General features: G+C 62.1%; 18 protein-coding genes. All 18 read left to right on the plus strand.

What is annotated here, in order from left to right; all coding sequences use genetic code 11:
• The first annotated feature begins 162 nt into the window (after positions 1-162).
• Positions 163-1,407 (plus strand): GGDEF domain-containing protein, encoded by a 1,245-nt coding sequence (locus HY737_00520; GenBank protein ID MBI4596868.1) that lies wholly within the window; start codon positions 163-165, stop codon positions 1,405-1,407.
• Positions 1,408-1,555: 148 nt separating this feature from the next.
• Positions 1,556-2,230, plus strand: coding sequence for a fructose-6-phosphate aldolase (fsa, locus tag HY737_00525; protein MBI4596869.1), 675 nt, complete (start codon positions 1,556-1,558; stop codon positions 2,228-2,230).
• The gene (locus HY737_00530; protein MBI4596870.1) at positions 2,209-5,121 is read left to right on the plus strand and encodes a hypothetical protein; all 2,913 of its coding nucleotides are present in this window, start codon (positions 2,209-2,211) and stop codon (positions 5,119-5,121) included. Before fsa ends, HY737_00530 begins: the two co-directional genes overlap by 22 nt.
• A 36-nt stretch (positions 5,122-5,157) precedes the next feature.
• Positions 5,158-6,465, plus strand: coding sequence for a UDP-glucose/GDP-mannose dehydrogenase family protein (locus HY737_00535; GenBank protein ID MBI4596871.1), 1,308 nt, complete (start codon positions 5,158-5,160; stop codon positions 6,463-6,465).
• On the plus strand, positions 6,446-6,913 hold the full coding sequence (locus HY737_00540; protein MBI4596872.1) for a dTDP-4-dehydrorhamnose 3,5-epimerase family protein: 468 nt from the start codon (positions 6,446-6,448) through the stop codon (positions 6,911-6,913). The genes HY737_00535 and HY737_00540 overlap by 20 nt, the downstream gene beginning before the upstream one ends.
• Positions 6,914-6,916: 3 nt before the next feature.
• Positions 6,917-7,684: an NTP transferase domain-containing protein gene (locus HY737_00545; protein ID MBI4596873.1), complete on the plus strand. Its 768-nt coding sequence runs from the start codon at positions 6,917-6,919 to the stop codon at positions 7,682-7,684.
• Between the two features lie 145 nt (positions 7,685-7,829).
• Entirely contained in the window at positions 7,830-8,861 is a 1,032-nt protein-coding gene (rfbB, locus tag HY737_00550) for a dTDP-glucose 4,6-dehydratase (protein MBI4596874.1), read from the plus strand.
• Positions 8,788-9,684: a dTDP-4-dehydrorhamnose reductase gene (rfbD, locus tag HY737_00555; GenBank protein ID MBI4596875.1), complete on the plus strand. Its 897-nt coding sequence runs from the start codon at positions 8,788-8,790 to the stop codon at positions 9,682-9,684. Before rfbB ends, rfbD begins: the two co-directional genes overlap by 74 nt.
• Entirely contained in the window at positions 9,633-10,979 is a 1,347-nt protein-coding gene (locus HY737_00560) for a nucleotide sugar dehydrogenase (protein ID MBI4596876.1), read from the plus strand. The genes rfbD and HY737_00560 overlap by 52 nt, the downstream gene beginning before the upstream one ends.
• Positions 10,979-11,941 carry an SDR family oxidoreductase gene (locus tag HY737_00565; GenBank protein MBI4596877.1) on the plus strand — a complete coding sequence of 321 codons (963 nt, stop codon included), beginning with the start codon at positions 10,979-10,981 and terminating at the stop codon, positions 11,939-11,941. Before HY737_00560 ends, HY737_00565 begins: the two co-directional genes overlap by 1 nt.
• On the plus strand, positions 11,919-13,037 hold the full coding sequence (locus HY737_00570) for a DegT/DnrJ/EryC1/StrS family aminotransferase (GenBank protein ID MBI4596878.1): 1,119 nt from the start codon (positions 11,919-11,921) through the stop codon (positions 13,035-13,037). The genes HY737_00565 and HY737_00570 overlap by 23 nt, the downstream gene beginning before the upstream one ends.
• Positions 13,038-13,156: 119 nt before the next feature.
• The gene (gene lhgO, locus HY737_00575) at positions 13,157-14,407 is read left to right on the plus strand and encodes an L-2-hydroxyglutarate oxidase (protein ID MBI4596879.1); all 1,251 of its coding nucleotides are present in this window, start codon (positions 13,157-13,159) and stop codon (positions 14,405-14,407) included.
• Positions 14,408-14,413: 6 nt separating this feature from the next.
• Complete coding sequence (locus HY737_00580) at positions 14,414-15,349, plus strand: SDR family oxidoreductase (protein ID MBI4596880.1); 936 nt, start codon at positions 14,414-14,416, stop codon at positions 15,347-15,349.
• On the plus strand, positions 15,346-17,163 hold the full coding sequence (locus tag HY737_00585) for a glycosyltransferase family 39 protein (GenBank protein ID MBI4596881.1): 1,818 nt from the start codon (positions 15,346-15,348) through the stop codon (positions 17,161-17,163). The genes HY737_00580 and HY737_00585 overlap by 4 nt, the downstream gene beginning before the upstream one ends.
• A 132-nt stretch (positions 17,164-17,295) precedes the next feature.
• The gene (locus HY737_00590) at positions 17,296-17,934 is read left to right on the plus strand and encodes a winged helix-turn-helix transcriptional regulator (GenBank protein MBI4596882.1); all 639 of its coding nucleotides are present in this window, start codon (positions 17,296-17,298) and stop codon (positions 17,932-17,934) included.
• 31 nt (positions 17,935-17,965) lie between these two features.
• The gene (locus HY737_00595; GenBank protein ID MBI4596883.1) at positions 17,966-19,111 is read left to right on the plus strand and encodes a DegT/DnrJ/EryC1/StrS family aminotransferase; all 1,146 of its coding nucleotides are present in this window, start codon (positions 17,966-17,968) and stop codon (positions 19,109-19,111) included.
• A gap of 6 nt (positions 19,112-19,117) precedes the next feature.
• A complete protein-coding gene (locus tag HY737_00600; GenBank protein ID MBI4596884.1) occupies positions 19,118-19,822 on the plus strand; it encodes an NTP transferase domain-containing protein in 705 nt (234 codons plus the stop codon).
• Positions 19,819-20,808, plus strand: coding sequence for a hypothetical protein (locus tag HY737_00605; GenBank protein ID MBI4596885.1), 990 nt, complete (start codon positions 19,819-19,821; stop codon positions 20,806-20,808). Before HY737_00600 ends, HY737_00605 begins: the two co-directional genes overlap by 4 nt.
• The last annotated feature ends 9 nt before the right edge of the window (positions 20,809-20,817 follow it).

Here is a 20,817-nt window from a genome sequence, read left to right on the forward strand (position 1 = left end):
CACCGACGCTTTCCTCGTCGGACAACCCACGTTCTCGTGTACTGGCAGTGTGGGCATCGGTGCCGCCGGGTCATGCCTCCATGATACTAAACTAGGTGGCTGGAACACGACTTTACCCTTAACCAATCCATGTCTATCGTACTCATCTTGTGGGCGGGATCAATGGGGCTAGGTCTCTGGGGGCCGGCCTGGGCGGTGGCGCTCTCCACCGCGATGACGCTGGCGGTCTTTGTCATGGGCCAGCCGCAGGCCTTCAGCGGCATCTTCGGATGGGGGTACGCCGGCGCGCTGGCGGCATCGCCGTGGGTATTGGCCGGGGAGCGGCGGCGGGTCGGCCGCATCATCCGCCGCTACCAGCAGGAACAGGGAGCGCGGCTCGCGCGCGTGTCGGATGCTTCACGCGCGCTCCTGAGCGTGCAGGCCCTCAACGAATCGCAAGAGTGCCGGATCACTCAGATGGCCGATCTCTACCACGTCACCAAGGAAACCAGCCGAGCGCTGCGCATGGCCGAGCTGTTTCGCATCTTTCTCGTGTTAGCGCCCCGGCTGCTGCATGTGCGCGGATGGCGGCTCATCGATCTGACGCCAACACCGCCGACGGCGTTCCGCGCGGCCGCGGCGGCCGACGGGAGCTTTCAGATGGCATCCGCCGGCCCGCTGCTTCCCCAGGAAGAAGGCCTCGTTGCGCAAACGGCGAGCACAAGCCAGGTGGTGCGTGTGGCGCCACCCCTGTGCGCCATCGCGCTCGCGCGTGAGCAGCGGCCGGTCGCGGTTCTTGTCGCGGAGGATCTGCCCGAATCAGAGGAAGCGGTGTTGGCGATCGTGGCGAACCAGCTCTCGCTGCAATGCTCGCGCATCATCTTGTATGAGCAAGTGGAAGCCATGGCGGTGACCGATGCGCTCACCGGCTTGTTCGTCCGCGGGCATTTCATGAGCCGAGCCAGGGAGGAAATCGCGCGCTGCACGCGGCACGGCCTGGTGAGCGTGCTGCTGATGGTCGATCTCGATTGGTTCAAGCAGAAGAACGACACCTACGGGCACCTCGTCGGCGATGTGGTGCTGCAGCAGGTGGCGAAACGCCTCCAGCAGCGCCTGCGCGACATCGATCTGCTCGCCCGCTTCGGCGGGGAAGAGTTCATTCTGCTGCTCATTGAGACCGAGCTGGCCGAAGCCGTGCCGATTGCGGACCGCATCCGCCAGCTCGTGGAGGAGGCACCCATCCGCGCCTATGACGAGACGCTGCAGCAAACCGTCAGCATCGGCTTGGCGGCGTATCCAACACACGCCTCGACTCTGGAGGAGCTGATCGACCACGCCGACCAAGCGCTGTATGCCGCCAAGCGCTCCGGCCGCAACCGCGTTGTGGTGTGGGACCAAACGGCCGGAACGGCGACACAAGACGCATGACCCACGACACATGACTGAAAAACAGTTCTCGTCATAGGTCATGCGTCATGGGTCATGGATCGCCGTTCGGCTGGAAGGTGGAATTCTGGATAAAGTTGTGCTAACGTGATCGGGTAATGACGTCAATAGTATCCAAGGAGCGCGACAGATGAAGATTTTTCTGGATTCCGCAAACCTCAAGGAAATCCGAGAGGCCAAAAGCTGGGGCGCGATCGACGGGGTCACGACCAACCCGAGCCTCGTGGCGAAAGAGCGGCGCGAGTTTTTCCCGCTGCTGAAGGAGATCTGTCAGGTCGCGGATGGCCCGGTCAGCATGGAGACCATTGCCACCGATGCCGCCGGCATGGTGGAGGAAGGCCGGATGTTTGCGAAGTTGCATCCGCACATCGTGGTGAAGTGCCCGTTGACCAAAGACGGGTTAAAGGCGACGCGCCAGCTCGCCGCGGAGAGCATCCGCGTGAACGTCACCCTCTGCTTTTCTGCGAGCCAGGCCCTGCTGGCGGCGAAAGCCGGGGCCACCTATATCTCGCCGTTCGTCGGCCGGCTCGATGACATCAGCAGTGATGGGATGCAGCTGATCCGCGACATCAAAACGATCTACGCCAACTACCCGTTTTCCACCCAGATCCTGGTCGCGAGCATCCGCCATCCGCTGCACGTGGTGGAGGCGGCGACGATCGGCGCTGATGTGGCGACGATGCCGTTTGCCGTGCTCGAGGCGCTCGTGAAGCACCCGCTGACCGACGCAGGATTGGCGCGGTTTCTCAAGGATTGGGAGCAGCTTCCTCCTGAGGCGAAATCGTGGAAGGCCATCGCGCGTTGAAACACGCCTTCACGTGTTTTCTGACCGTCTGCGTCATCACCGCCTCCTGGCCGCTGCGGCTGGCCGCGGATGACGAACAGCACCGCTGGGCGCAGACGTTGTCCGCCCTCAAGCGCGGCGAGTATTCGCAAGCCCTTGATGCCGCCGAGCGCGCCGCATCCTTGCACCCCAACGATCCCTGGGCCCCGCTGTATACGCAGCTTGCAGAACAGCGCCTTCAAACCCCCGCTGGCTTTGCGCAGCTCACCCCGCAGCAATTGGCCGCCTTAAAGGGCAGACTGGCCGAGGAAGAGCGGCAGCAGCGGCGCGCGGGATCCGCGCTGCGCGCGATGGAGCGGCAGATCACGCGCGAGCAGTCACGATGGGATCGAGCGCTGGCGCACGAGCAGCAGCAGGCCGAGCGCGTGGCCAAGCAGCATGAGCGGCAGCTCAAGCGCGAAGCCCGCAAGCAGGTCACCGCGAAGCGCGCAGAAGCGACACCCACCGTGCCGGCCGTCATCGCGGAGCGCGCTGAGGAGCCCTCAGCGCCTGCTCCAGCGCCCGCGGAGATCGCCGCGCTGGCACCGGCGGAGCGCGCCCCATCGGTAGAATTATCACCGGTGTTTGTGGGCTCGCCTCTGCCGCCGCCATCCGGCGACGCGCAGGCCACCATACCGAGCCTGCGGGGGCGGCCGACTCCGCCGAGCGGGGCGGTGCAGATCAACGCGCGGCAGATGCATATGTCCCCGGATCAAAAGGTTGCCGTGGCCGACGGCGATGTGGAGGTGGTCTACGAGGATACATTGCTGACGGCCGATCACCTGACCCTGTTTACCGACACGAAGGACGTCTATGCCGAGGGCCGCATTCGCCTTGAGCAGGGCGCGCAGGTGTTCCGCGGCGACGCCGCCCAGTACAACTTCGTGACGCATAAGGGGCGGTTCCTCCAAGGGACCGTCTCCTCGCCGCCCTGGCATCAGCATGGCCGAACCGTGGAGCATGTCGCCGAGGGTGTCTATGAAGTGACCCCGGGGTACCTGACCTCCTGCGACATGGAGCCGCCGCATTTCAAATTTTCCGGGCGGCGGGCCATCGTGTTCGCCGAGGATCGGCTGGCCCGGGCCAGCAGCGCGGCCCTGTTCGTTGAGCAAGTCCCCGTGTTCTATCTGCCCTGGATGGTGTTTTCAGAGCTGCAATCGCCCTTTTACGTGATTCCAGGGAAGAAAAAGCCGTGGGAGCAATTCGTGCTCACCGGCTACCGGTATGAGTGGCCCCAGAACCATCAGGGCAATTTCCATCTGGACTGGAGGCGGAACTTCGCGTGGGGGGAAGGGTGGGATCACGCCTTTGAGTCCACGGCATTCGGCCGGGGGCTGATCAAGCTCTACTACAATCAAGTCGGCAACCGCGCCATGCGAGCGGAGGAGCGGCCCAAGGGCGCGGATCATGACCGGTATCGCGCGATGCTGCGCCACCAGTGGCAGCCGATGCCCGACACCAACGTGATCACCAATTTTTCCAAGTTCAGCGACGCGAATTTCCGCCAGGAATTCCTCTTTCGCGAGGAGTTCACCAAGGATGAAAGCCCGGAGAGCTTCATCTCCGCGGTGCAGAGCACCGATGCCTATGCGCTGACCAGCCTGTTCCGCCGGCGCGTCAATCGGTTTGATACGACCACGAATGCCGAGCCTGAGCTGACCTTTCAGGTGAACCCGAAGCAGATCGGCACCTCGCAGCTATTTTCCGAAGCCGCGCTGGATATCGCCAACTTGCAGACGAAATTGCCGCATTCGGACAACGATACCGATGCCATTCGAGTGGATTGGTTCCAAGAGCTCAAGTACGCCATGAGCCTGTTTCGGCCGCTGGAGGTGACCCCCCGTGCCGGCATGCGGCAGACGTTTTACACCAAGGATCGGCAGGGCACGGATCGCCAGGGGCAGCGCGATTTCCTCAGCGGGCAATTTTCGATGGGAGCCGATGCGAGCCTGAAGCTCTTCCGCGTCTTCCCGGTGATGAGCAACTGGGCTGGTCTGAATCTTCATTGGCTGCGGCATGTGGTGACGCCGACATTGGCCTACGAGTACGTGGCCCCCCCGACCGTTCCGGATAATCTGCTCAGCTTTTCCGCCGCCGAGGGTGTGACAAATCGGATGACCTTCGGCTTGGAGAACAAACTCCAAACCCGCCGCCCCTTAGGGCCGAACAACAAGCTCCGTAACGTGGATCTGGCACGACTCCTCGTGTCGGTCCCGTATACATATCGGGGCCGGGGCAACAAGCAGGGCGGTCGGCTGGGTGAGTTTAGCGTGGATGTCGAGACGTACCCGTGGCCCTGGATGCGCCTGGAGACCGCGTGGGAGATTCCCAGCCATTTTCCGAAGGGCTCGCGGGATACCCGGGTTCAAACCTGGAACATGGACCTGGTACTCGTCGGCGGCCAGGGCCAGCCCACCGCGTATGCCGCCTCGGACGTCCAAGCGCCGGTCTACCGGGCGTTTGAGCCCGGCGTGCGGGGGGGCATCGAATTGCTGCCGCAAGGGCAGTGGTACTTCGGGATGGGGCACCGGTATTCGCAGAATGACAAGACTGAAACGGTGATGGAATTCGACTGGGGGCTCAGCCCAAAATGGCAGCTCACGACGTTTCACCGCTACACCTGGAAGGAAGTCTCCGGATCGGCCAAGCGGTTTAACAATCTCCGGGAATACCAGTACAGCCTGCGCCGTGATTTGCACGATTGGATGGCGGAGTTCATCTATCGGGTGGATCGGGAATTCGGCGAAGAGGTGCTCTTCACCCTGACCCTGAAAGCCTTTCCCCAGATGCCCATTGAAGCCGGCGACTCCTACCACCAGCCCAAGATCGGCTCCCAGAGCAGCCCCTTCTCGCCGATTCGCATTCAACAGTAGACAGCGCTATTTCTGTTATAATATAAGGTTACGTGCATGGATATCGCAGTTATTGGCGCAGGGCATGTTGGATTAGTCACCGGGGCCTGTTTTGCCGACCTGGGGCATCGGGTCATCATGGTGGACAATGACGCCGCGCGTATCAGCGGCCTGCGGCGGGGCCTCATGCCCTACTACGAGCCTGGATTGGAGGAGCTCGTGGCGCGCGGGGTGCGGGAGAAGCGCTTAAGCTTTACCGTCTCGCTGGGCCGCGGGGTGGAGCGGTCCACCGTCCTCTTTATCGCCGTTGGCACGCCCCAGAAGACCACCGGGGAGGCCGATCTGGTCTACGTGGAGGCGGTCGCGCGGGAGATTGCCGGCCATCTGCGCAGCTATCGGCTCATCGTGGAGAAATCCACCGTGCCGGTGCAGACCGGGCAGTGGATTGCGCGGACCATCAAGGCCCATCTGAAACGCAAGGTGTCCTTCGATGTGGCCTCCAACCCGGAGTTTCTCCGCGAGGGCACCGCGATCCAAGATTTCATGAAGCCGGACCGCGTGGTGCTGGGGGTGGAAAGCGCTCGAGCAGAGAACGCGCTCCGGGATCTCTATGCGCCGCTGCATGCCCCGCTTGTGGTCACGGATATCAGCAGCGCTGAACTGATCAAGCACGCCTCCAACTCCTTCCTGGCGATGAAGATTTCTTTTATCAATGCGATCGCAAACATCTGCGAGCGCTCCGGCGGCGATGTGGAGCGCGTGGCGGAGGGCATGGGATTGGATCATCGCATCGGGCGGGCCTTCTTGAGCGCGGGCGTGTCGTATGGCGGATTTTGCTTTCCGAAGGACGTCGATGCGTTCATTAAGATATCAGAGCAGCTCGGATACGATTTTCAGTTGCTCAAGGCGGTCCGCGCCATTAACGAGGAGCAAAAGCGGCGGTTTGTGGCCAAAATCCATGAGGCCCTCTGGGTGGTGAAAGGCAAAACCATCGGCATCTTAGGCTTAGCGTTCAAACCGAACACCGATGACATGCGATTTGCTCCCTCCATCGACGTCATCCGCGCGCTGCAATCAGAAGGGGCCGCGGTCAAGGCGTTTGACCCGCAGGCGATGGGCGAGGCCGCGCGTCTGCTGTCTCACGTGAAGCTCTGCAAGGATCCGTACGAGGCGGCGAAGGCGGCGGATTGCGTGGCGGTGTTGACCGAATGGAACGAGTTTACGGAGCTGGATTTCGCGCGGCTCAAGAAGCTCATGCGGCAGCCGCTGATCGTGGACGGGCGAAATATCTACGAGCCGCAGCGGATGCAAGCCCTGGGGTTCCGCTACGTGGGAGTTGGGCGCAATGGCGACGCGGCTCATTAAGGGGGTGCGGGTCAAACCGCTGAAGGTCATTCCGGATGAGCGGGGGTGTTTGTTCGAAATGCTGCGACGGGATGAGCCGCTCTTCCAGAAATTCGGCCAGGTCTACTGCACGGCGGTGTATCGCGGCGTCGTGAAGGGATGGCATTATCACAAGCGGCAGGTCGACAACTTTGTGTGCGTCGCCGGCATGATCAAGCTCGTCCTGTATGACGGCCGTGCGGGCTCTCCAACGAAGGGCCTCATCAACGAGTTCTTCATGGGGGCGCAGCAGCAGCTCCTCGTGCAGATTCCCGCCGGCATCTATCACGGGTTTAAAGGGTTGACGGAGCCGGAAGCCCTCGTCATCAACATCGCCAGCGAGCCGTACCATCATGCCAAGCCGGATGAGTACCGCCTCCCGCCCCACGGCGGCGACATTCCATATGACTGGGCGCGCAAGGATGGGTAAGCGATGAAAGGGGTGATTCTGGCCGGGGGGCTTGGAAAACGGCTGGAGCCGCTCACGCGCATCACGAATAAGCATCTGCTGCCGGTCTATGATCGGCCGATGATTTATTATCCTCTCCAGACGCTGGTGGATGCCGGGATCAGCCAAATTCTCATCGTGACCGGCGGCAATAACGCCGGCGATTTCCTCCGATTGCTCGGCAACGGGCGCGACTTCGGCTTGAAGCACATCGATTACACCTATCAGCGCGGCGAAGGCGGCATTGCCGAGGCCCTCAGCCTCGCCGAGCACTTTGCTGGGGGAGCGCCCATCGTGGTGATCCTGGGAGATAACATCGTCGAGAAAAGCATCCGGCCCTCGGTGGAGCGGTTCGCCCGGCAGGGGCAAGGGGCCAAGATCCTCCTGAAGGAGGTCGAGGATCCCTGGCGCTTCGGCGTCGCCGAGCTGCAGGGCGATCGGATCATCGGGATCGAAGAAAAACCCCAGAAGCCTAAGTCGAATTCTATTGTGACGGGCATCTACATGTACGATCCGCGGGTGTTTGACATTATTCAGACGCTGAAACCCTCAGGGCGCGGGGAGCTGGAGATCACCGACGTCAACAATGACTACATCCGGGCCGGCCAGATGACGTACGACCTGCTGGACGGCTGGTGGACCGATGCGGGACTGCCTGAGACGCTGTATCGAGCGGCCACGTTAGTGAGAGAACGAGCGCTCCAGCAGGGCCACGTTCCTCCTCTAGCAACTGAACCCTCTGCGCAGAGATGAAACCGGCGAATTGTCGATTGTCGATTGTCGATTGTCGATTAACGTTCGATTTGGTGATTGACGAACTACTATTTACCAATCAACAATCGGCAATCGTCAATCAAAAATTAATCGTCAATCGGCAATCGTCATTCGAAAATCCCCTATGAGGATTTTAGTCACTGGGGGTGCTGGGTTCATCGGGTCGCACTTCATCCGCGCGTGGCTGAAGGCTCATCCAGCGGATACGGTGGTGAACCTCGACGCCCTGACCTACGCCGGCTCCTCGGAGCGGTTGGCGGATGTGGACGAGCGGCGGCACGCCCTGCTTCACGGCGATATCTGCGATGGGGCGATCGTGGAGCAGGCCATCGCGGGCTGCGAGCTGCTCGTGCATTGCGCCGCGGAGACGCACGTGGACCGCTCCATCACCAACGCCGCGAAATTTTTGCGCACGAATATTGAAGGCACGCGCGTGCTGCTGGAGGCGGCGAGGGCCGCCGGGGTCAAGCGGGTTATCCACATCAGCACGGATGAAGTCTACGGGCCGGTGCTCAACGGAGCGGTTGAGGAAACAGCGCCCCTCGCACCCAAGAGCCCGTACGCGGCCAGCAAGGCGGCCGGCGATCTGCTGGCTCAATCGTACTACGCCACGTACGGACTGCCGGTGATCGTCGTGCGCCCGACCAATTGCTACGGTCCGGGACAATTTCCCGAGAAGCTGATTCCGCTGGCCATCACGAACGTGCTGGATGGGCGATCGGTTCCGGTGTATGGCGACGGCCAACAGCGCCGTGCGTGGCTCTTTGTCACCGATGCGTGCGCCGCGATCCAGGCGGTGATCGAGCGGGGTGCGTTAGGCGAGGTGTACAATGTGGCCGGCGAAAGCGAGCAGCCGAATCTGCAGACCGTGGGGATGATTTTGGAGCTGTTGCGCGCTTCCGCATCGCTCATCGAGCATGTGGCAGACCGCCCCGGGCATGATCGGCGGTATGCGATGCGGGATGATCGGCTGCGCGCGCTGGAATGGCAGCCGCGCGTGACATTTGCCGATGGATTGGCCAGGACGACCGCCTGGTATCGCACACAGGAGATGTGGTGGCGGCCCCTCGTGAGGCAACTGCGTGAAGATTCTTATCACTGGCTCAACCGGTCTGCTGGGCCAAGCCCTCATCAAGCTGCTCGCTCAGCACCCTGACGTGGTGGGCGTGTCGCGCCATCCAGCATTGGTGCCCTCGTTGGGGCGGCATCGGGTGTGCGATCTTGCCGAGGCTGAGCCCACACAGCGCCTCTTGCAGGCCGAGCAGCCCGCGCTGATCATTCACGCGCAAGCGCTCTCGAATGTGGATGAGGCCGAGCAGGATCCCGCGCTGGCGCGTCGCATGAATGTGGAGGCGACGGCGCATCTGGCGCGCGCCATCCAACAGACGGACACGGTGTTGCTGTATGTCAGCACCGATTATGTGTTCGATGGCGCGAAGGGACGGCCGTATGTGGAGTCGGATGCGCCGCATCCCATCAGCGTCTACGGCCGCAGCAAGCTCGAGGGCGAGCAGGCGGCCCTGCGGCACTCGCGCGCGATCGTGGCGAGGCCGAGCACGCTGTTTGGCGCCGGCCGGATGAATTTCTGTCATCAGGTGGCCGAGCGGCTTCGCGCGCATCAACCAGTTGAGGCGTTTCGCGATCAAGTGACCTCGCCGACATTCACTGATGATCTGGCCGCGGAGCTCATCCGATTAGGCGAAGCGGCGGTTGCGCGCCATGAGGGATTCACCCCGCGCATCTACCATCTGGCGAATGCCGGAGCCTGCAGCCGCCTCGCGTTTGCCCAGCGCATTGCCGCGCTGATGGGATGCGACCCGACGCTGGTCCACGCGATTCCAATGGCAGCGCTTCAGCGGCCAGCACCTCGGCCAGCCTATTCCGCGCTGGCCACGGAACACGAAACGACAGGAAGGAGTTTGCGATCATGGGACGAAGCCCTCATCGCGTATCTGCGCCAGCAGCGCTGGCTGAATTAGCCGAACGCATCCGCAGCCGCACGGCCCGCATCGGCGTCATCGGCCTGGGGTATGTGGGCCTGCCGCTGGCCGTTGAGTTTGCGAAAGAAGGATTTGCCGTCACCGGGATCGATCTCGATCGCTCCCGCGTTGAGGGGGTGAACAGCGCGCGCTCCTACATTCTTGATGTCTCCGACCGGGAGCTGGCGGCGGTGCGCAAGCCGCATCGCCTGCAGGCCACCGGCTCCTTTGATGCCCTCAGCGATCAGGATGCGGTGATCATTTGCGTGCCCACCCCGCTGCGCAAGACGCGCGAACCTGACATGTCGTACATTATTTCCGCCTCGCAGGAAATCGCCAAGCGGGTGCATCGGGGGATGCTGATTGTTCTGGAAAGCACGACCTATCCCGGCACGACCGAGGAAGTCATTCTCCCCGCCTTGGAAGCGCAAGGGCTGACGGTGGGAAGAGATTTCTGTCTGGCCTTTTCGCCGGAGCGGATCGATCCGGGTAATCCGACCTTCATGACGCGGAACATCCCCAAGGTCATCGGTGGCATTACCGAGCGCTGCACGGCCATGGCGCAAGCGCTCTACAGCGCGATCATCCAGCAGACGGTGCCGGTCTCAAGTGCCAAGTCCGCCGAGATGGTGAAATTGCTGGAGAACACCTTCCGCGCCGTGAATATCGGGTTGGTCAATGAAATGGCGCTGATTTGCGATCGCCTCGGCATCGACGTGTGGGAAGTGATCGAGGCGGCGAAGACCAAGCCGTTCGGCTTCATGCCGTTTTATCCAGGCCCTGGAATCGGAGGGCACTGTATCCCCAGCGACCCGGTCTATCTGGCCTGGAAGGTGCGCGTGCACGGCTTCGAGGCGCGGTTCATCGAGCTGGCCTCGCAGATCAACGGCGCGATGCCTGAGCACGTGGTGAACCGCGTGGTGCAGGCGCTCAATGACCGGCGCAAAGCCATGAAGGGTGCGACCATCCTGCTGCTGGGGTTGGCGTATAAACGCGACGTGGGGGACCTGCGGGACTCTCCGGCCTTTGATGTCGCGCGGCTGTTGCATGAACGCGGGGCGCGGGTGACCTATCACGATCCGTTTGTTCCCTCGGTGCCACTGAACGGGGCGACCGCCCGCTCGGTCGCACTCACGGCGGCCACGCTGCGCTCGGCGCATTGCGCGGTCCTCCTCACCAATCATTCCAGGGTGGACTATGACCTGGTGTTGCGTTATGCGCCCGTCATCGTCGACACCCGCAACCATCTTCGGCAGTTTTCCGGGGGCAAGAGCCAGAAGGTGATCACACTGTAATGTCACGCTATCTCGTCACAGGCGGGGCGGGGTTCATCGGCTCGCATGTCGTCGATGCGCTGCTGCGCGCCGGGCATCAGGTGCGCGTGCTCGATAATCTCTCCACCGGCACGCTCGACAATCTCTCTGAGAGCCGCTCGCGCATCGAATTCATTGAAGGCGACATTCGGGATCGCGCCATCGTGGCCGCGACCTGCCAGGGCATCGACGCCATCATCCATGAAGCCGCCTGGCGCAGCGTGCCGAAGTCGATGGCGGATCCGTATGGGTATATGGAGGTCAATGTCTTAGGGACCGTCAATCTGTTCGACGCGGCCTGCGCTGCGCGGGTGAAGCGAGTGGTCTGCGTGTCCTCCAGTTCCGTGTATGGGGAAGCCAAGACGATGCCGCTGCGGGAGGATCATCCCGCGGCACCGATTTCGCCCTACGCCGCCTCGAAGCTGGCGGATGAGCTGCTCTGCGGCATGTTTTCGCGCGCCTTTCACTTGGAAACCGTGGCGGTGCGCTATTTCAATGTCTTCGGCCCGCGGCAAAGCCTGGAAAATGATTACGCCGTGGTGATTCCAAAATTCATCGACTGCCTGTTGCGGAAAGAACCCGCGCCTATTTATGGCGATGGCCGCCAAACGCGCGATTTTACGTATGTCGAGAACGTCGTCGACGCTACGGTGTTGGCCTCAACAGTCCCCGGGGTCAGCGGCGAGGTGTTCAACGTGGCTCTTGGCGAAGAGCATTCCGTGCTGGAGTTGTGGGAAGCTCTCAATCGGATTTTCGGCCTGCAGATCGCGCCGTCCTTCCAACCGCCCCGTCCCGGGGATGTGTATCGAACGCTCGCTGACCCGTCAAAGGCCAACAGCCGTTTGGGTTGGCAGGGCCGAGTTCAGTTTACCGAAGGCCTGCGTCGCACGGTGGAGTGGTTCCGGGCTCATCAGTCAACTCATGCCGCAGATTCCCTTCATTGATCTTCGTGCCCAATATCTCTCGATTAAGCCGGAGATCGATGCGGCCATCGCCCGGGTCGTGGACAGCGGCCAGTTTGTGCTCGGGCCTGAGGGGGAAGCGCTTGAGCAGGAGCTTGCCGCCTATTGCGGCACGCGCCACGCGGCGGCGGTCGCCTCAGGGACCGACGCGCTGATCCTCTCGCTTCGAGCCTGCGGGATCGGGCCGGGCGATGAAGTCATCACCACGGCCTATACCTTTGCGGCGACCGTTGAGGCGATCCTGCTCGTCGGGGCGACCCCGGTGCTCGTCGATATCGATCCGAAGATCTGCACGCTTGATCTGAACCAGGCGGCCGCCGCCGCAACCCCTAAGACAAAAGCGATCATCCCGGTCCATCTCTACGGGCATCCCTGTGCGATGCTTGAGCTGATGACGATGGCCAGACAACGAGGCTGGCGGGTCATCGAAGACTGCGCCCAAGCGATCGGGGCAACCGTGCAGGGGCGGCGCGTTGGCAGCTTCGGCGATGCCGGCTGCCTGAGCTTCTATCCGACGAAAAATCTCGGCGGCTATGGCGACGGCGGCATGGTCGTGACCAACGATGCGAAGATGGCCGAGCAGGTGCGCGTATTGCGCAATCACGGGGGGCGCGAACGGTACCAGCATCTGGCGCTTGGCACCAACAGCCGGTTGGATGAATTGCAGGCCGCCGTCCTCCGCGTGAAATTGCGTCATTTGGACGCCTGGACGCAGGCGCGGAAGACGCATGCCGCAGCGTATGCCAACGCCTTAACGGCGGCAAAGCTGGAGGATGCGACGCTGCCCAGCACGTTGCCCGGCTATGGCCATGTCTATCATCTGTATGTCATCCAAACGCCTCATCGCGATCGCGCGCAACAGCATTTGGCAGAGCAGGGCATTGCGACACAAGTCGCCTACCCCTCAGCGCTCTGCGACCAGCCCGCGTTTCGTGAACCGTCGGTGCGATGCGCGCCGTGTCCCATCGCGCGTCGCGTGGCCCAGCGCGTCCTGGCCTTGCCGATGTATCCTGAGCTGAGTGATGAGCAGATTGAGCGCGTCGTCAAAACATTAGCCGAAAGTCTTAAGACGAATTGACGATTGACGATTTTCGATTGACGATTAATTTTTTGAATTTTCGATTGCCAATTGTCAATCGTCAATCGCACATCGACAATTAATCGACAATCGTAACTCGATAATCGAAAATTCCTCTTATGGCTTATGATGATGTGATCATTGTCGGCGGCGGCATCGTCGGGTTGGCGACGGCGATGGAGCTGCTGGGCCAGCAGCCCGGTCTTGCCCTCGCCGTGCTCGAGAAAGAGCCGCAGGTTGCCGCGCATCAAACAGCTCATAACAGCGGCGTCATCCACTCTGGCTTGTATTATCGTCCCGGGTCGCTCAAGGCTCAGACCTGCGTGGCCGGGGCGACGTTGCTCATCGAGTTTTGCCGGCAGCACGCCATTCCCTTTGAGATGTGCGGCAAGCTCGTGGTGGCCACCCAGGCCTCCGAGCTGCCGAGGCTTCAGACGCTCTATGAGCGCGGCATCGCGAATGGCGTGGCCGGGCTGCGGCGGATCGGCCCGGAAGAAATCCGCGAGCTCGAACCGCATGCGCGCGGCATCGCCGCCCTCCATGTGCCCAGCGCCGGGTTGGTGGACTACGGGCAGGTGGCTGAGGCGATGGCCTCGGTCATTCGCCAGCGCGGAGGCGTGATCCAGTGCTCAACGCGCGTGACGGGAATCGCCCGGCGGGGAAGCGAGTGGGTGCTGCAAACGACGCAGGGCGAGTGCCGCGCGCCATATGTGATCACGTGCGGGGGATTGCAGTCCGATCGGCTTGCGCGCTCCGCGGACGGATCATCGGACGTGCAGATCGTTCCGTTCCGCGGGGAGTATTACGATGTGAGGCCGCAGCGGCGGTATCTAGTGAAGCATATGATTTATCCGGTGCCGGACCCGGCCATGCCGTTCCTCGGCGTGCACTTCACCCGGTCCATCCACGGCGGGGTGCACGCGGGCCCGAACGCGGTGCTGGCATGGAAGCGGGAAGGATATCGCAAGACCGATGTCAGCCTCCCGGATCTGGCCTCGATGCTCGGGTTCCCAGGATTTTGGCGCATGAGCCGCACCCAGTGGCGCACCGGGCTCCATGAAGCGTATCGATCATGGAGCCGACGGGCATTTGTCCGAGCCTTGCAGCGGTTGGTGCCCGAGATTCAAGAGCGCGACGTCACGCCCAATGGCAGCGGCGTGCGGGCCCAAGCGGTTGACCAGCAGGGAAGACTGCTGGATGACTTTGATATCGCCACCGCCATCAACGCCGTCCACGTCCGCAACGTGCCTTCGCCCGCCGCCACCGCCTCCATCCGCATCGGCCAGCACATCACGCAGATGGTGGCCAGCGCGTTCGGTTTGGACGCCGGAGTTCGGCTTGACGCAGCCAGGACGGGTAGGCTACAGTAACGCGACATGCGCATCCTCTTGACCGGCGGGGCGGGGTTTATTGGATCGCATCTGTGCGATCGCTTGATCGCCGAAGGGCATCAGGTGGTGTGCGTGGATAATTTTCTCACCGGGCAGCAATCCAATATCGCGCATCTGCTCTCGAAGCCCGCGTTTGCCCTCAGCCGGCACGACATCACGCAACCCCTCCCACTCTCAGGCTCCCTGGAGTACGTGCTGCACTTCGCCTCTCCCGCAAGCCCTGTCGATTATCTCAAGCACGGCGTGGAAACGCTGCTGGTTGGATCGCTGGGAACCCTCAACGCGCTCGAGATCGCCAAAGCCAAGCGCGCGAAATTTCTGCTGGCCTCCACCTCGGAAGTCTACGGCGACCCTGACGTGCATCCGCAACCGGAAACCTATTGGGGCCATGTCAACCCGGTCGGGCCGCGCAGCGTGTACGACGAAGCCAAGCGGTTCGCCGAAGCCTTGACCATGGCCTACCATCGCACCCACGGCGTGGATACTCGAATCATTCGGGTGTTCAACACGTATGGGCCGCGCATGAGACTGGATGATGGCCGGGCCGTGCCAACATTTATTTGGCAAGCCATGAAGGGGGAACCCCTGACGGTCTACGGCCAAGGCGCACAGACCAGGAGTTTCTGCTATATCGACGATCTCATCGAGGGGATCCGCAAGCTCATGGACAGCGACATTCACGATCCGGTCAATCTGGGCAACCCGGATGAGCGGACGATGCTCGACATCGCGCAAAAAATCATCGCGCAGTTTCCCGGAACGAAGAGCCGGATCGAGTTTCGCCCGCTGCCCATCGATGATCCCAAGCAGCGCCGGCCGGATTTGACGCGCGCCAAGACGCTGCTGCAGTGGCAGCCGCGCACGACCCTGGATGAAGGGCTCGCCAAGACCATCGCCTGGTTCCGCGCCGCAGCGCCATGACCACGACTGTTGCTGAATTGCCGAGGAAGACTCCACCCCGCATCTCCGTCGGGCGCGCGGCGCTGGCGGTCTGTGCCGGCGTCGGCTTGTGCGCCGTGGTGCTCGCCGAGGTGTGGTGGTGGCGCGGCGGCCTGGTGCGGCTGTCGCTGCCGATCGCCGATGAGCGCGGATTTCCGCTGCCGGTGCTGTATTGGGCGAGTGTCGCACTCTACACGCTGGCCTACAATGCGCTCCTCGGCGCTCGTCGGAGCCTAGCGGATGCCGTCCGGTTAGGGTTTGGCGTGCATCTGTCCGCGCTGCTGGCGACGCTGGTCTGGCAGATGACGTCCCAGCACGGTCTGGAGCTTTCCATCTGGTATGTGCGCTATTGGCAGGTGTTCTGGATCATGGCGCTGGCCATCGGCCTGGTGTGGACGATCCGCTTCATGGCGGCCTGGCGGCAGGCTGCTCCCGGGGCGGCGGATGGCTACCTGATGCCACTGGTGATCAGCTATGCGGGGTTTTGGGTCTCATCGGCTGCGCTCAATCCCTGGGTGACGCTCTTGGCCACGGCATTGGGGTTGTGTGCGGCGATCGCCACAGGAGTGGCACGAGTGGCAACAGGCGCTGCGCGCCTGCGGCAATGGGTGCGGCGCGAACGCGTGTTTCTGGCGGGCGTGTTTCTGCTCGCACTTGGTTTTCGGCTGTTCTATACCGTGCGTATCTTGCACAGCCCGGACTTCCTCAACGCAGGTTCCGATGGACCGGCCTATGACGCCCTAGCCTGGGCGCTGGCGCAGGGAACGGTTGATCCTCGATGGGGAAACATTCCCATGTTTGCGCCAGGCTATGTCCGATTTTTAGCCGCGGTGTATCATGTCGCCGGGAGAAACTATTTTCTCGTGTGCGCGCTCCAGTCCCTCATCGGCGCGTCAGCTTGTCTGCTGTTGTATAGCATCGGCAAGCGGCTCTTCGGTGTCATGGTCGCGCGGGTGGCCGCGGTCTTCGGGGCGCTGAACTTTCCGATGATTTTCGCGGCCGCGTCCATCGGTCACCAGGCGTTGGATCTGTTTTGGACCTTGCTCGTGGTCTGGTGCCTGGTGCGGTATGTCCAGCAGCCGGCGCGCTGGGGCCGGTGGATGTTGGGGATTGGCGCCTTGCTCGGCTGGGCCACGGTGACCCGCGAGGGCAATGGCGTCTTCTGGCTCGGGCTGCTCGGATGGTTGATGCTCGGCATGTCGCGAGTGGTCGGATGGCGCAAGGCGCTGTGGCACGCGGCGATGCTCTCCGTCGGATTTCTCGTGGTGCTCTCGCCGTTTGTCGCCGGGAAGGGGGGCGGCTTGCGGGGCCGCATGGGCGCGCAGTGGATGATCAATCCCAATTCATCCGCGCAGGTTCGGACCTGGTTTAATCCATGGACGGATCCGGTCGCCGCCCGGGAGCGACTTCGGCAGCAGCCGATCACTGTCCTCGTCAAGGTGACGCAGGAGGTCATCGGAAATTTCAAAGCGCTATGTTTGAATCAAGGCTACGGGTCATTTGATCCGGTGTTTCTTCTGCGGCGCAGCACCTATTATTACGGCCTGTGGAGCTATGCCTATGTGTTGGCGTTTATCGGCTTATTTCGCGTGCTCGCGCAATCGATCCGCTCGCCCACGCAGAGGCTGGGATGGTGGCTGATTCTGCTCGTGCTGGTGTGCCGCTCGCTGCCGCATCTGTTTTTTGAATCCGCCTACCGCCATCGCGTGCCCATGGAGCCGTATGTGATTTTGCTGGCCGCCTATGGTCTTTTTCAGTTGACAAAACGGTCAGATCGGATAGAGTATCATCCGTAACGTTCAGTCCATGAACGGGAACCTTCCTCGTACGTACTTCGGCCAGTCTTGCGAGCGCTCTCAATAAATGCTGCTCTATCATTGGATGATCGTGGTGGGTGCAAGGCGTTCAACCATTGAACGCGTGGGCGGATGACCCAAAACACCTACCGCGACATGCATCTGCTTGATGAGCTGAGCCGATCGCCCGATTCCTCCCAGCGCGAAATCTCCAAACGGATCGGCGTCGCCCTCGGCATGACGAACCTCATGCTGCGACGGTTGGTCAAGAAGGGCTATGTCAAGATCATCGGTACAAAGAGCAATCGGCTTCGGTACCTGATCACCCCGCAAGGCATCCTCGAGAAGTCCCGCCTGACGTACGAATTCATCGAATACTCGCTCCAGTTGTACAGCCGCGTGCGCCATTCGCTGCGCGAGCAGCTAGCACTCGTCGCCCAAGAGGGGCAGCGCCGCATCCTGCTCTCCGGCACCGGAGAGCTGGCCGAGATCGCGTTTCTCACGATCCATGAAATGAAGCTCGAGCTCATCGGTGTGGTGGAGGAGCCGTTGCGTCGCGAGCGGTTTCTCGGCCAGCCGGTGCAGGGGATCGAAACCGTCATGACCGCGGCTTATGATTACATCATCGAGGCGTCCCGGCCCTGGGGCGATACGACCGGGGTGGAGCGGCTGCTGAAGCTGGGGGTGTCTCCTGCGCGCATCATTTCGCTGGCCCATCCGGTCATGACAACACCTCAGGCGGTTGAGGTCGCAGCGCACGAGGTCGCGTAAGCCTCACCACCCAACACAGAGAGGACCACTGATGCCCGTATCTACTGCAGCGCCGTCGTACCGGATCACGTTCGGCCACATCGAAGTCGGATCAACGGCCCGCCGGTATCTGGCCGAGGCCCTTGACCGCAATTGGGTGTCCGAAGGGCCCAACGTCAAGCGGCTTGAGGAAGGGTTTGCCAAGCGGCTCGGCTACCAGTATGCCATCGCGACAAGCTCAGGCACCGACGCAGGGATCGTGGCCATGTCGACCTTGCTGGACCGGGGTGCGCGGCGCGGCGATGAGGTGATCACGCCGGCGCTCGCCTTTGTGGCCACCGGCAATTGCATTCTGGCCGCGGGTCTGACGCCGAAGTTTGTCGACGTGGAATTAGAAACCTTGAACATCAATCCAGCGCTGATTGAGGCCGCGATCACGCCGCGCACGCGCGCCATCCAAGTCGTGCATACGATGGGCAAGCCATGCAAGATGGACCAGATTCTCGCCATCGCCAGACAGCACCGGCTGGCGGTCATCGAGGATTGCTGCGAGGCGCATCTGGCGAGCTTGAACGGGAAACTCGTGGGGTCCTTCGGCGAACTGGCCTTATTCAGCTTTTACGCCGCGCACATGATCTGCAGCGGCGAAGGCGGCATGATCGTCACGCATGATCAGGCGTTGGACGCCCTGTGCCGCTCCATCCGCAGCCACGGCCGCCGCGGCGGGCAGCTCTATTTCGCCTTCGATCGCGTGGGCTACAATTCCAAGATGAATGATTTGGAGGCCGCGATCGGCCTGGAAGGGTTGGAGATGATCGACCAGACGTTTGCCATCCGCCGCCGGCACCTGGCCCGATTGTGGGAATTGCTCAGCCCGCTCGAAGAACATCTCGTGCTCTATCGCGACGGGCCTGGCGAAGTGATCTGCCCTCATGCGGTGCCGTTCGTGCTGCGCGACCCGGCCGCATCAATGGAGCCGCTGTATCAGTATTTGGAGGAGCGGGGCGTTCAGTGCAAGACGCTCTTCGGCTCGCTGCCCACACAGCATGCGGCGTTTCAGTTTCTGGGGTACACCCCAGGGGCCTTTCCCGTGGCCGAGCGCATTGGCAGGACCGGGCTGCATTTCGGGGTCCATCAATATCTGACCGAGGACGACTTAGTGTATGCGGCCGAGAGCGTTCGGTCGTTCTTCGCCTGACGCGCGATGCAGGTGGTGATTTTGGCCGGCGGGCTTGGCACGCGGCTTCGACCGCTGACGAACCGGCTCCCAAAAGTCCTGGTCCGCGTGCAGGGGAAACCATTCCTGCAGTATCAGCTGTCGTGGCTCGCGCGGCACGGGTTAAGGGATGTGGTGCTCTGCGTCGGCCACCGCGCAGCACAGATTCAAGCGTTTGCCAAGGATGGCCGGGCGTTTGGCATGCGCATCGCGTATGCACAAGAGGGGCGGCGGTTGCTCGGAACAGCCGGGGCGTTGAAGCATGCGGCCGCATTGCTCGATGAGCGGTTTTGCGTGCTGAATGGCGACTCCTACTTGCCGATCAACCCGATGGAGCCGATTACGTATTTTCTGCGGCGGGACCTCACGGCGCTGATGGTGGCGTTCAAGAATCGCGGGCGGTATGGCCGCAGCAATGCCAAGGTGCGAGGCGGTTTTGTGACCCTCTACACCAGGCAGGGCCGCGTGCCTGGGCTGGATACGATCGATTACGGCCTACGCATCTTTAGAAAATCGGTGTTGCGCCTCATCCCCTCCAAGACGTTTTGCGACATGGATACGCTCTATGAGCGGCTGATTGCGCGGGATGCGCTGGCGTCGTACATGGTGGCCGAGCCGTTTTACGAAGTCGGCGCCCCGCCGGGCTTGGCCCGGTTTGAGCGATACGTGGAACGCACGGGATTGGCCCGATGATTATTTCTCGAACGCCGGTGCGCATCCCGTTGGGCGGGGGAGGCACCGACCTGCCGGCGTATTACGAGCAGTTTGAATCGCTGATCTTGACGGCGGCGGTCAACCGGTTTGTGTTCATCGTCGTCAAGAAGCATTTCGAGGAGACGGTGCGGTTTACCGGCTACCATCGCAAAGAAGTGGTGAAGACGCGTGAGGAAATCCAGCATCCCGTGGTCCGGGAGGCGCTGGAGCTGCTGAAGATCGCCCCAGGCATTGAAATCGTCTCCATCTCCGATGTGCCGGCGAACACAGGGTTAGGCACCTCGAGCAGCTTCACGGTGGGGCTGCTCAACGCCCTGCACGCCTATAAAGGCGAGCACCCCACCCCAGAGACCCTGGCCCGTGAGGCGCTGACGATCGAGCGGATCATCCTGAAAGAGCCGGGCGGGCTGCAGGATCAATATGTGGCGGCCTATGGCGGGCTGCTCTCGCTTGGCATTAGCACTAAAGGGAAAGTGGCGGTGCATGCCCTGAAGGTCGATCCGCATGTCGTCTCAGAGCTGGAAAACCGCCTGGTGTTTTTTTACACCAACTTCTCACGCACGGCCAGCGAGATTCAAGCCGGGCACGCGCAAGCGATCTCCAGCGGGAACGGCCAGGCGCTGGAAAGTCTCCATGAGATCAAGCGGATCGGCCTGAAAACGAAAACGGCCTTTGAAGCCGGTGACCTTGACGGATTCGGCCGGCTGCTCCATGCGCATTGGGATTCCAAGAAGAAGCTCGGCGGCAACATCTCCAACGGCAGCATTGATCGCTGGTATCAGATCGCCATGGAGGCCGGTGCCTTAGGCGGCAAGCTGATGGGTGCCGGCGGCGGCGGGTTTCTGATGCTCTACTGCCACCCTGAGGCCAAGCATCGCATTCGCGCCCTGCTGGCCAAGGAATCGCTGAAGGAAATCGCCTTTCGGTTCGAGGCCACCGGGTCGCGGATCATCTTGAACATCTAGAGCACCTTG

Source organism: Candidatus Omnitrophota bacterium, from assembly GCA_016209275.1.
Taxonomy (GTDB): domain Bacteria; phylum Omnitrophota; class Gorgyraeia; order Aquiviventales; family Aquiviventaceae; genus JACQWM01.

What these genes read in the sequence shown, in the direction of transcription:
- HY737_00520 (MBI4596868.1), top strand. Translation starts at nt 163, where the DNA reads ATGGGGCTAGGTCTCTGGGGGCCGGCCTGGGCGGTGGCGCTCTCCACC.
- fsa (MBI4596869.1), top strand. Translation starts at nt 1,556, where the DNA reads ATGAAGATTTTTCTGGATTCCGCAAACCTCAAGGAAATCCGAGAGGCC.
- HY737_00535 (MBI4596871.1), top strand. Translation starts at nt 5,158, where the DNA reads ATGGATATCGCAGTTATTGGCGCAGGGCATGTTGGATTAGTCACCGGG.
- HY737_00540 (MBI4596872.1), top strand. Translation starts at nt 6,446, where the DNA reads ATGGCGACGCGGCTCATTAAGGGGGTGCGGGTCAAACCGCTGAAGGTC.
- HY737_00545 (MBI4596873.1), top strand. Translation starts at nt 6,917, where the DNA reads ATGAAAGGGGTGATTCTGGCCGGGGGGCTTGGAAAACGGCTGGAGCCG.
- rfbB (MBI4596874.1), top strand. Translation starts at nt 7,830, where the DNA reads ATGAGGATTTTAGTCACTGGGGGTGCTGGGTTCATCGGGTCGCACTTC.
- HY737_00560 (MBI4596876.1), top strand. Translation starts at nt 9,633, where the DNA reads ATGGGACGAAGCCCTCATCGCGTATCTGCGCCAGCAGCGCTGGCTGAA.
- HY737_00565 (MBI4596877.1), top strand. Translation starts at nt 10,979, where the DNA reads ATGTCACGCTATCTCGTCACAGGCGGGGCGGGGTTCATCGGCTCGCAT.
- HY737_00570 (MBI4596878.1), top strand. Translation starts at nt 11,919, where the DNA reads ATGCCGCAGATTCCCTTCATTGATCTTCGTGCCCAATATCTCTCGATT.
- lhgO (MBI4596879.1), top strand. Translation starts at nt 13,157, where the DNA reads ATGGCTTATGATGATGTGATCATTGTCGGCGGCGGCATCGTCGGGTTG.
- HY737_00580 (MBI4596880.1), top strand. Translation starts at nt 14,414, where the DNA reads ATGCGCATCCTCTTGACCGGCGGGGCGGGGTTTATTGGATCGCATCTG.
- HY737_00585 (MBI4596881.1), top strand. Translation starts at nt 15,346, where the DNA reads ATGACCACGACTGTTGCTGAATTGCCGAGGAAGACTCCACCCCGCATC.
- HY737_00590 (MBI4596882.1), top strand. Translation starts at nt 17,296, where the DNA reads ATGACCCAAAACACCTACCGCGACATGCATCTGCTTGATGAGCTGAGC.
- HY737_00595 (MBI4596883.1), top strand. Translation starts at nt 17,966, where the DNA reads ATGCCCGTATCTACTGCAGCGCCGTCGTACCGGATCACGTTCGGCCAC.
- HY737_00600 (MBI4596884.1), top strand. Translation starts at nt 19,118, where the DNA reads ATGCAGGTGGTGATTTTGGCCGGCGGGCTTGGCACGCGGCTTCGACCG.
- HY737_00605 (MBI4596885.1), top strand. Translation starts at nt 19,819, where the DNA reads ATGATTATTTCTCGAACGCCGGTGCGCATCCCGTTGGGCGGGGGAGGC.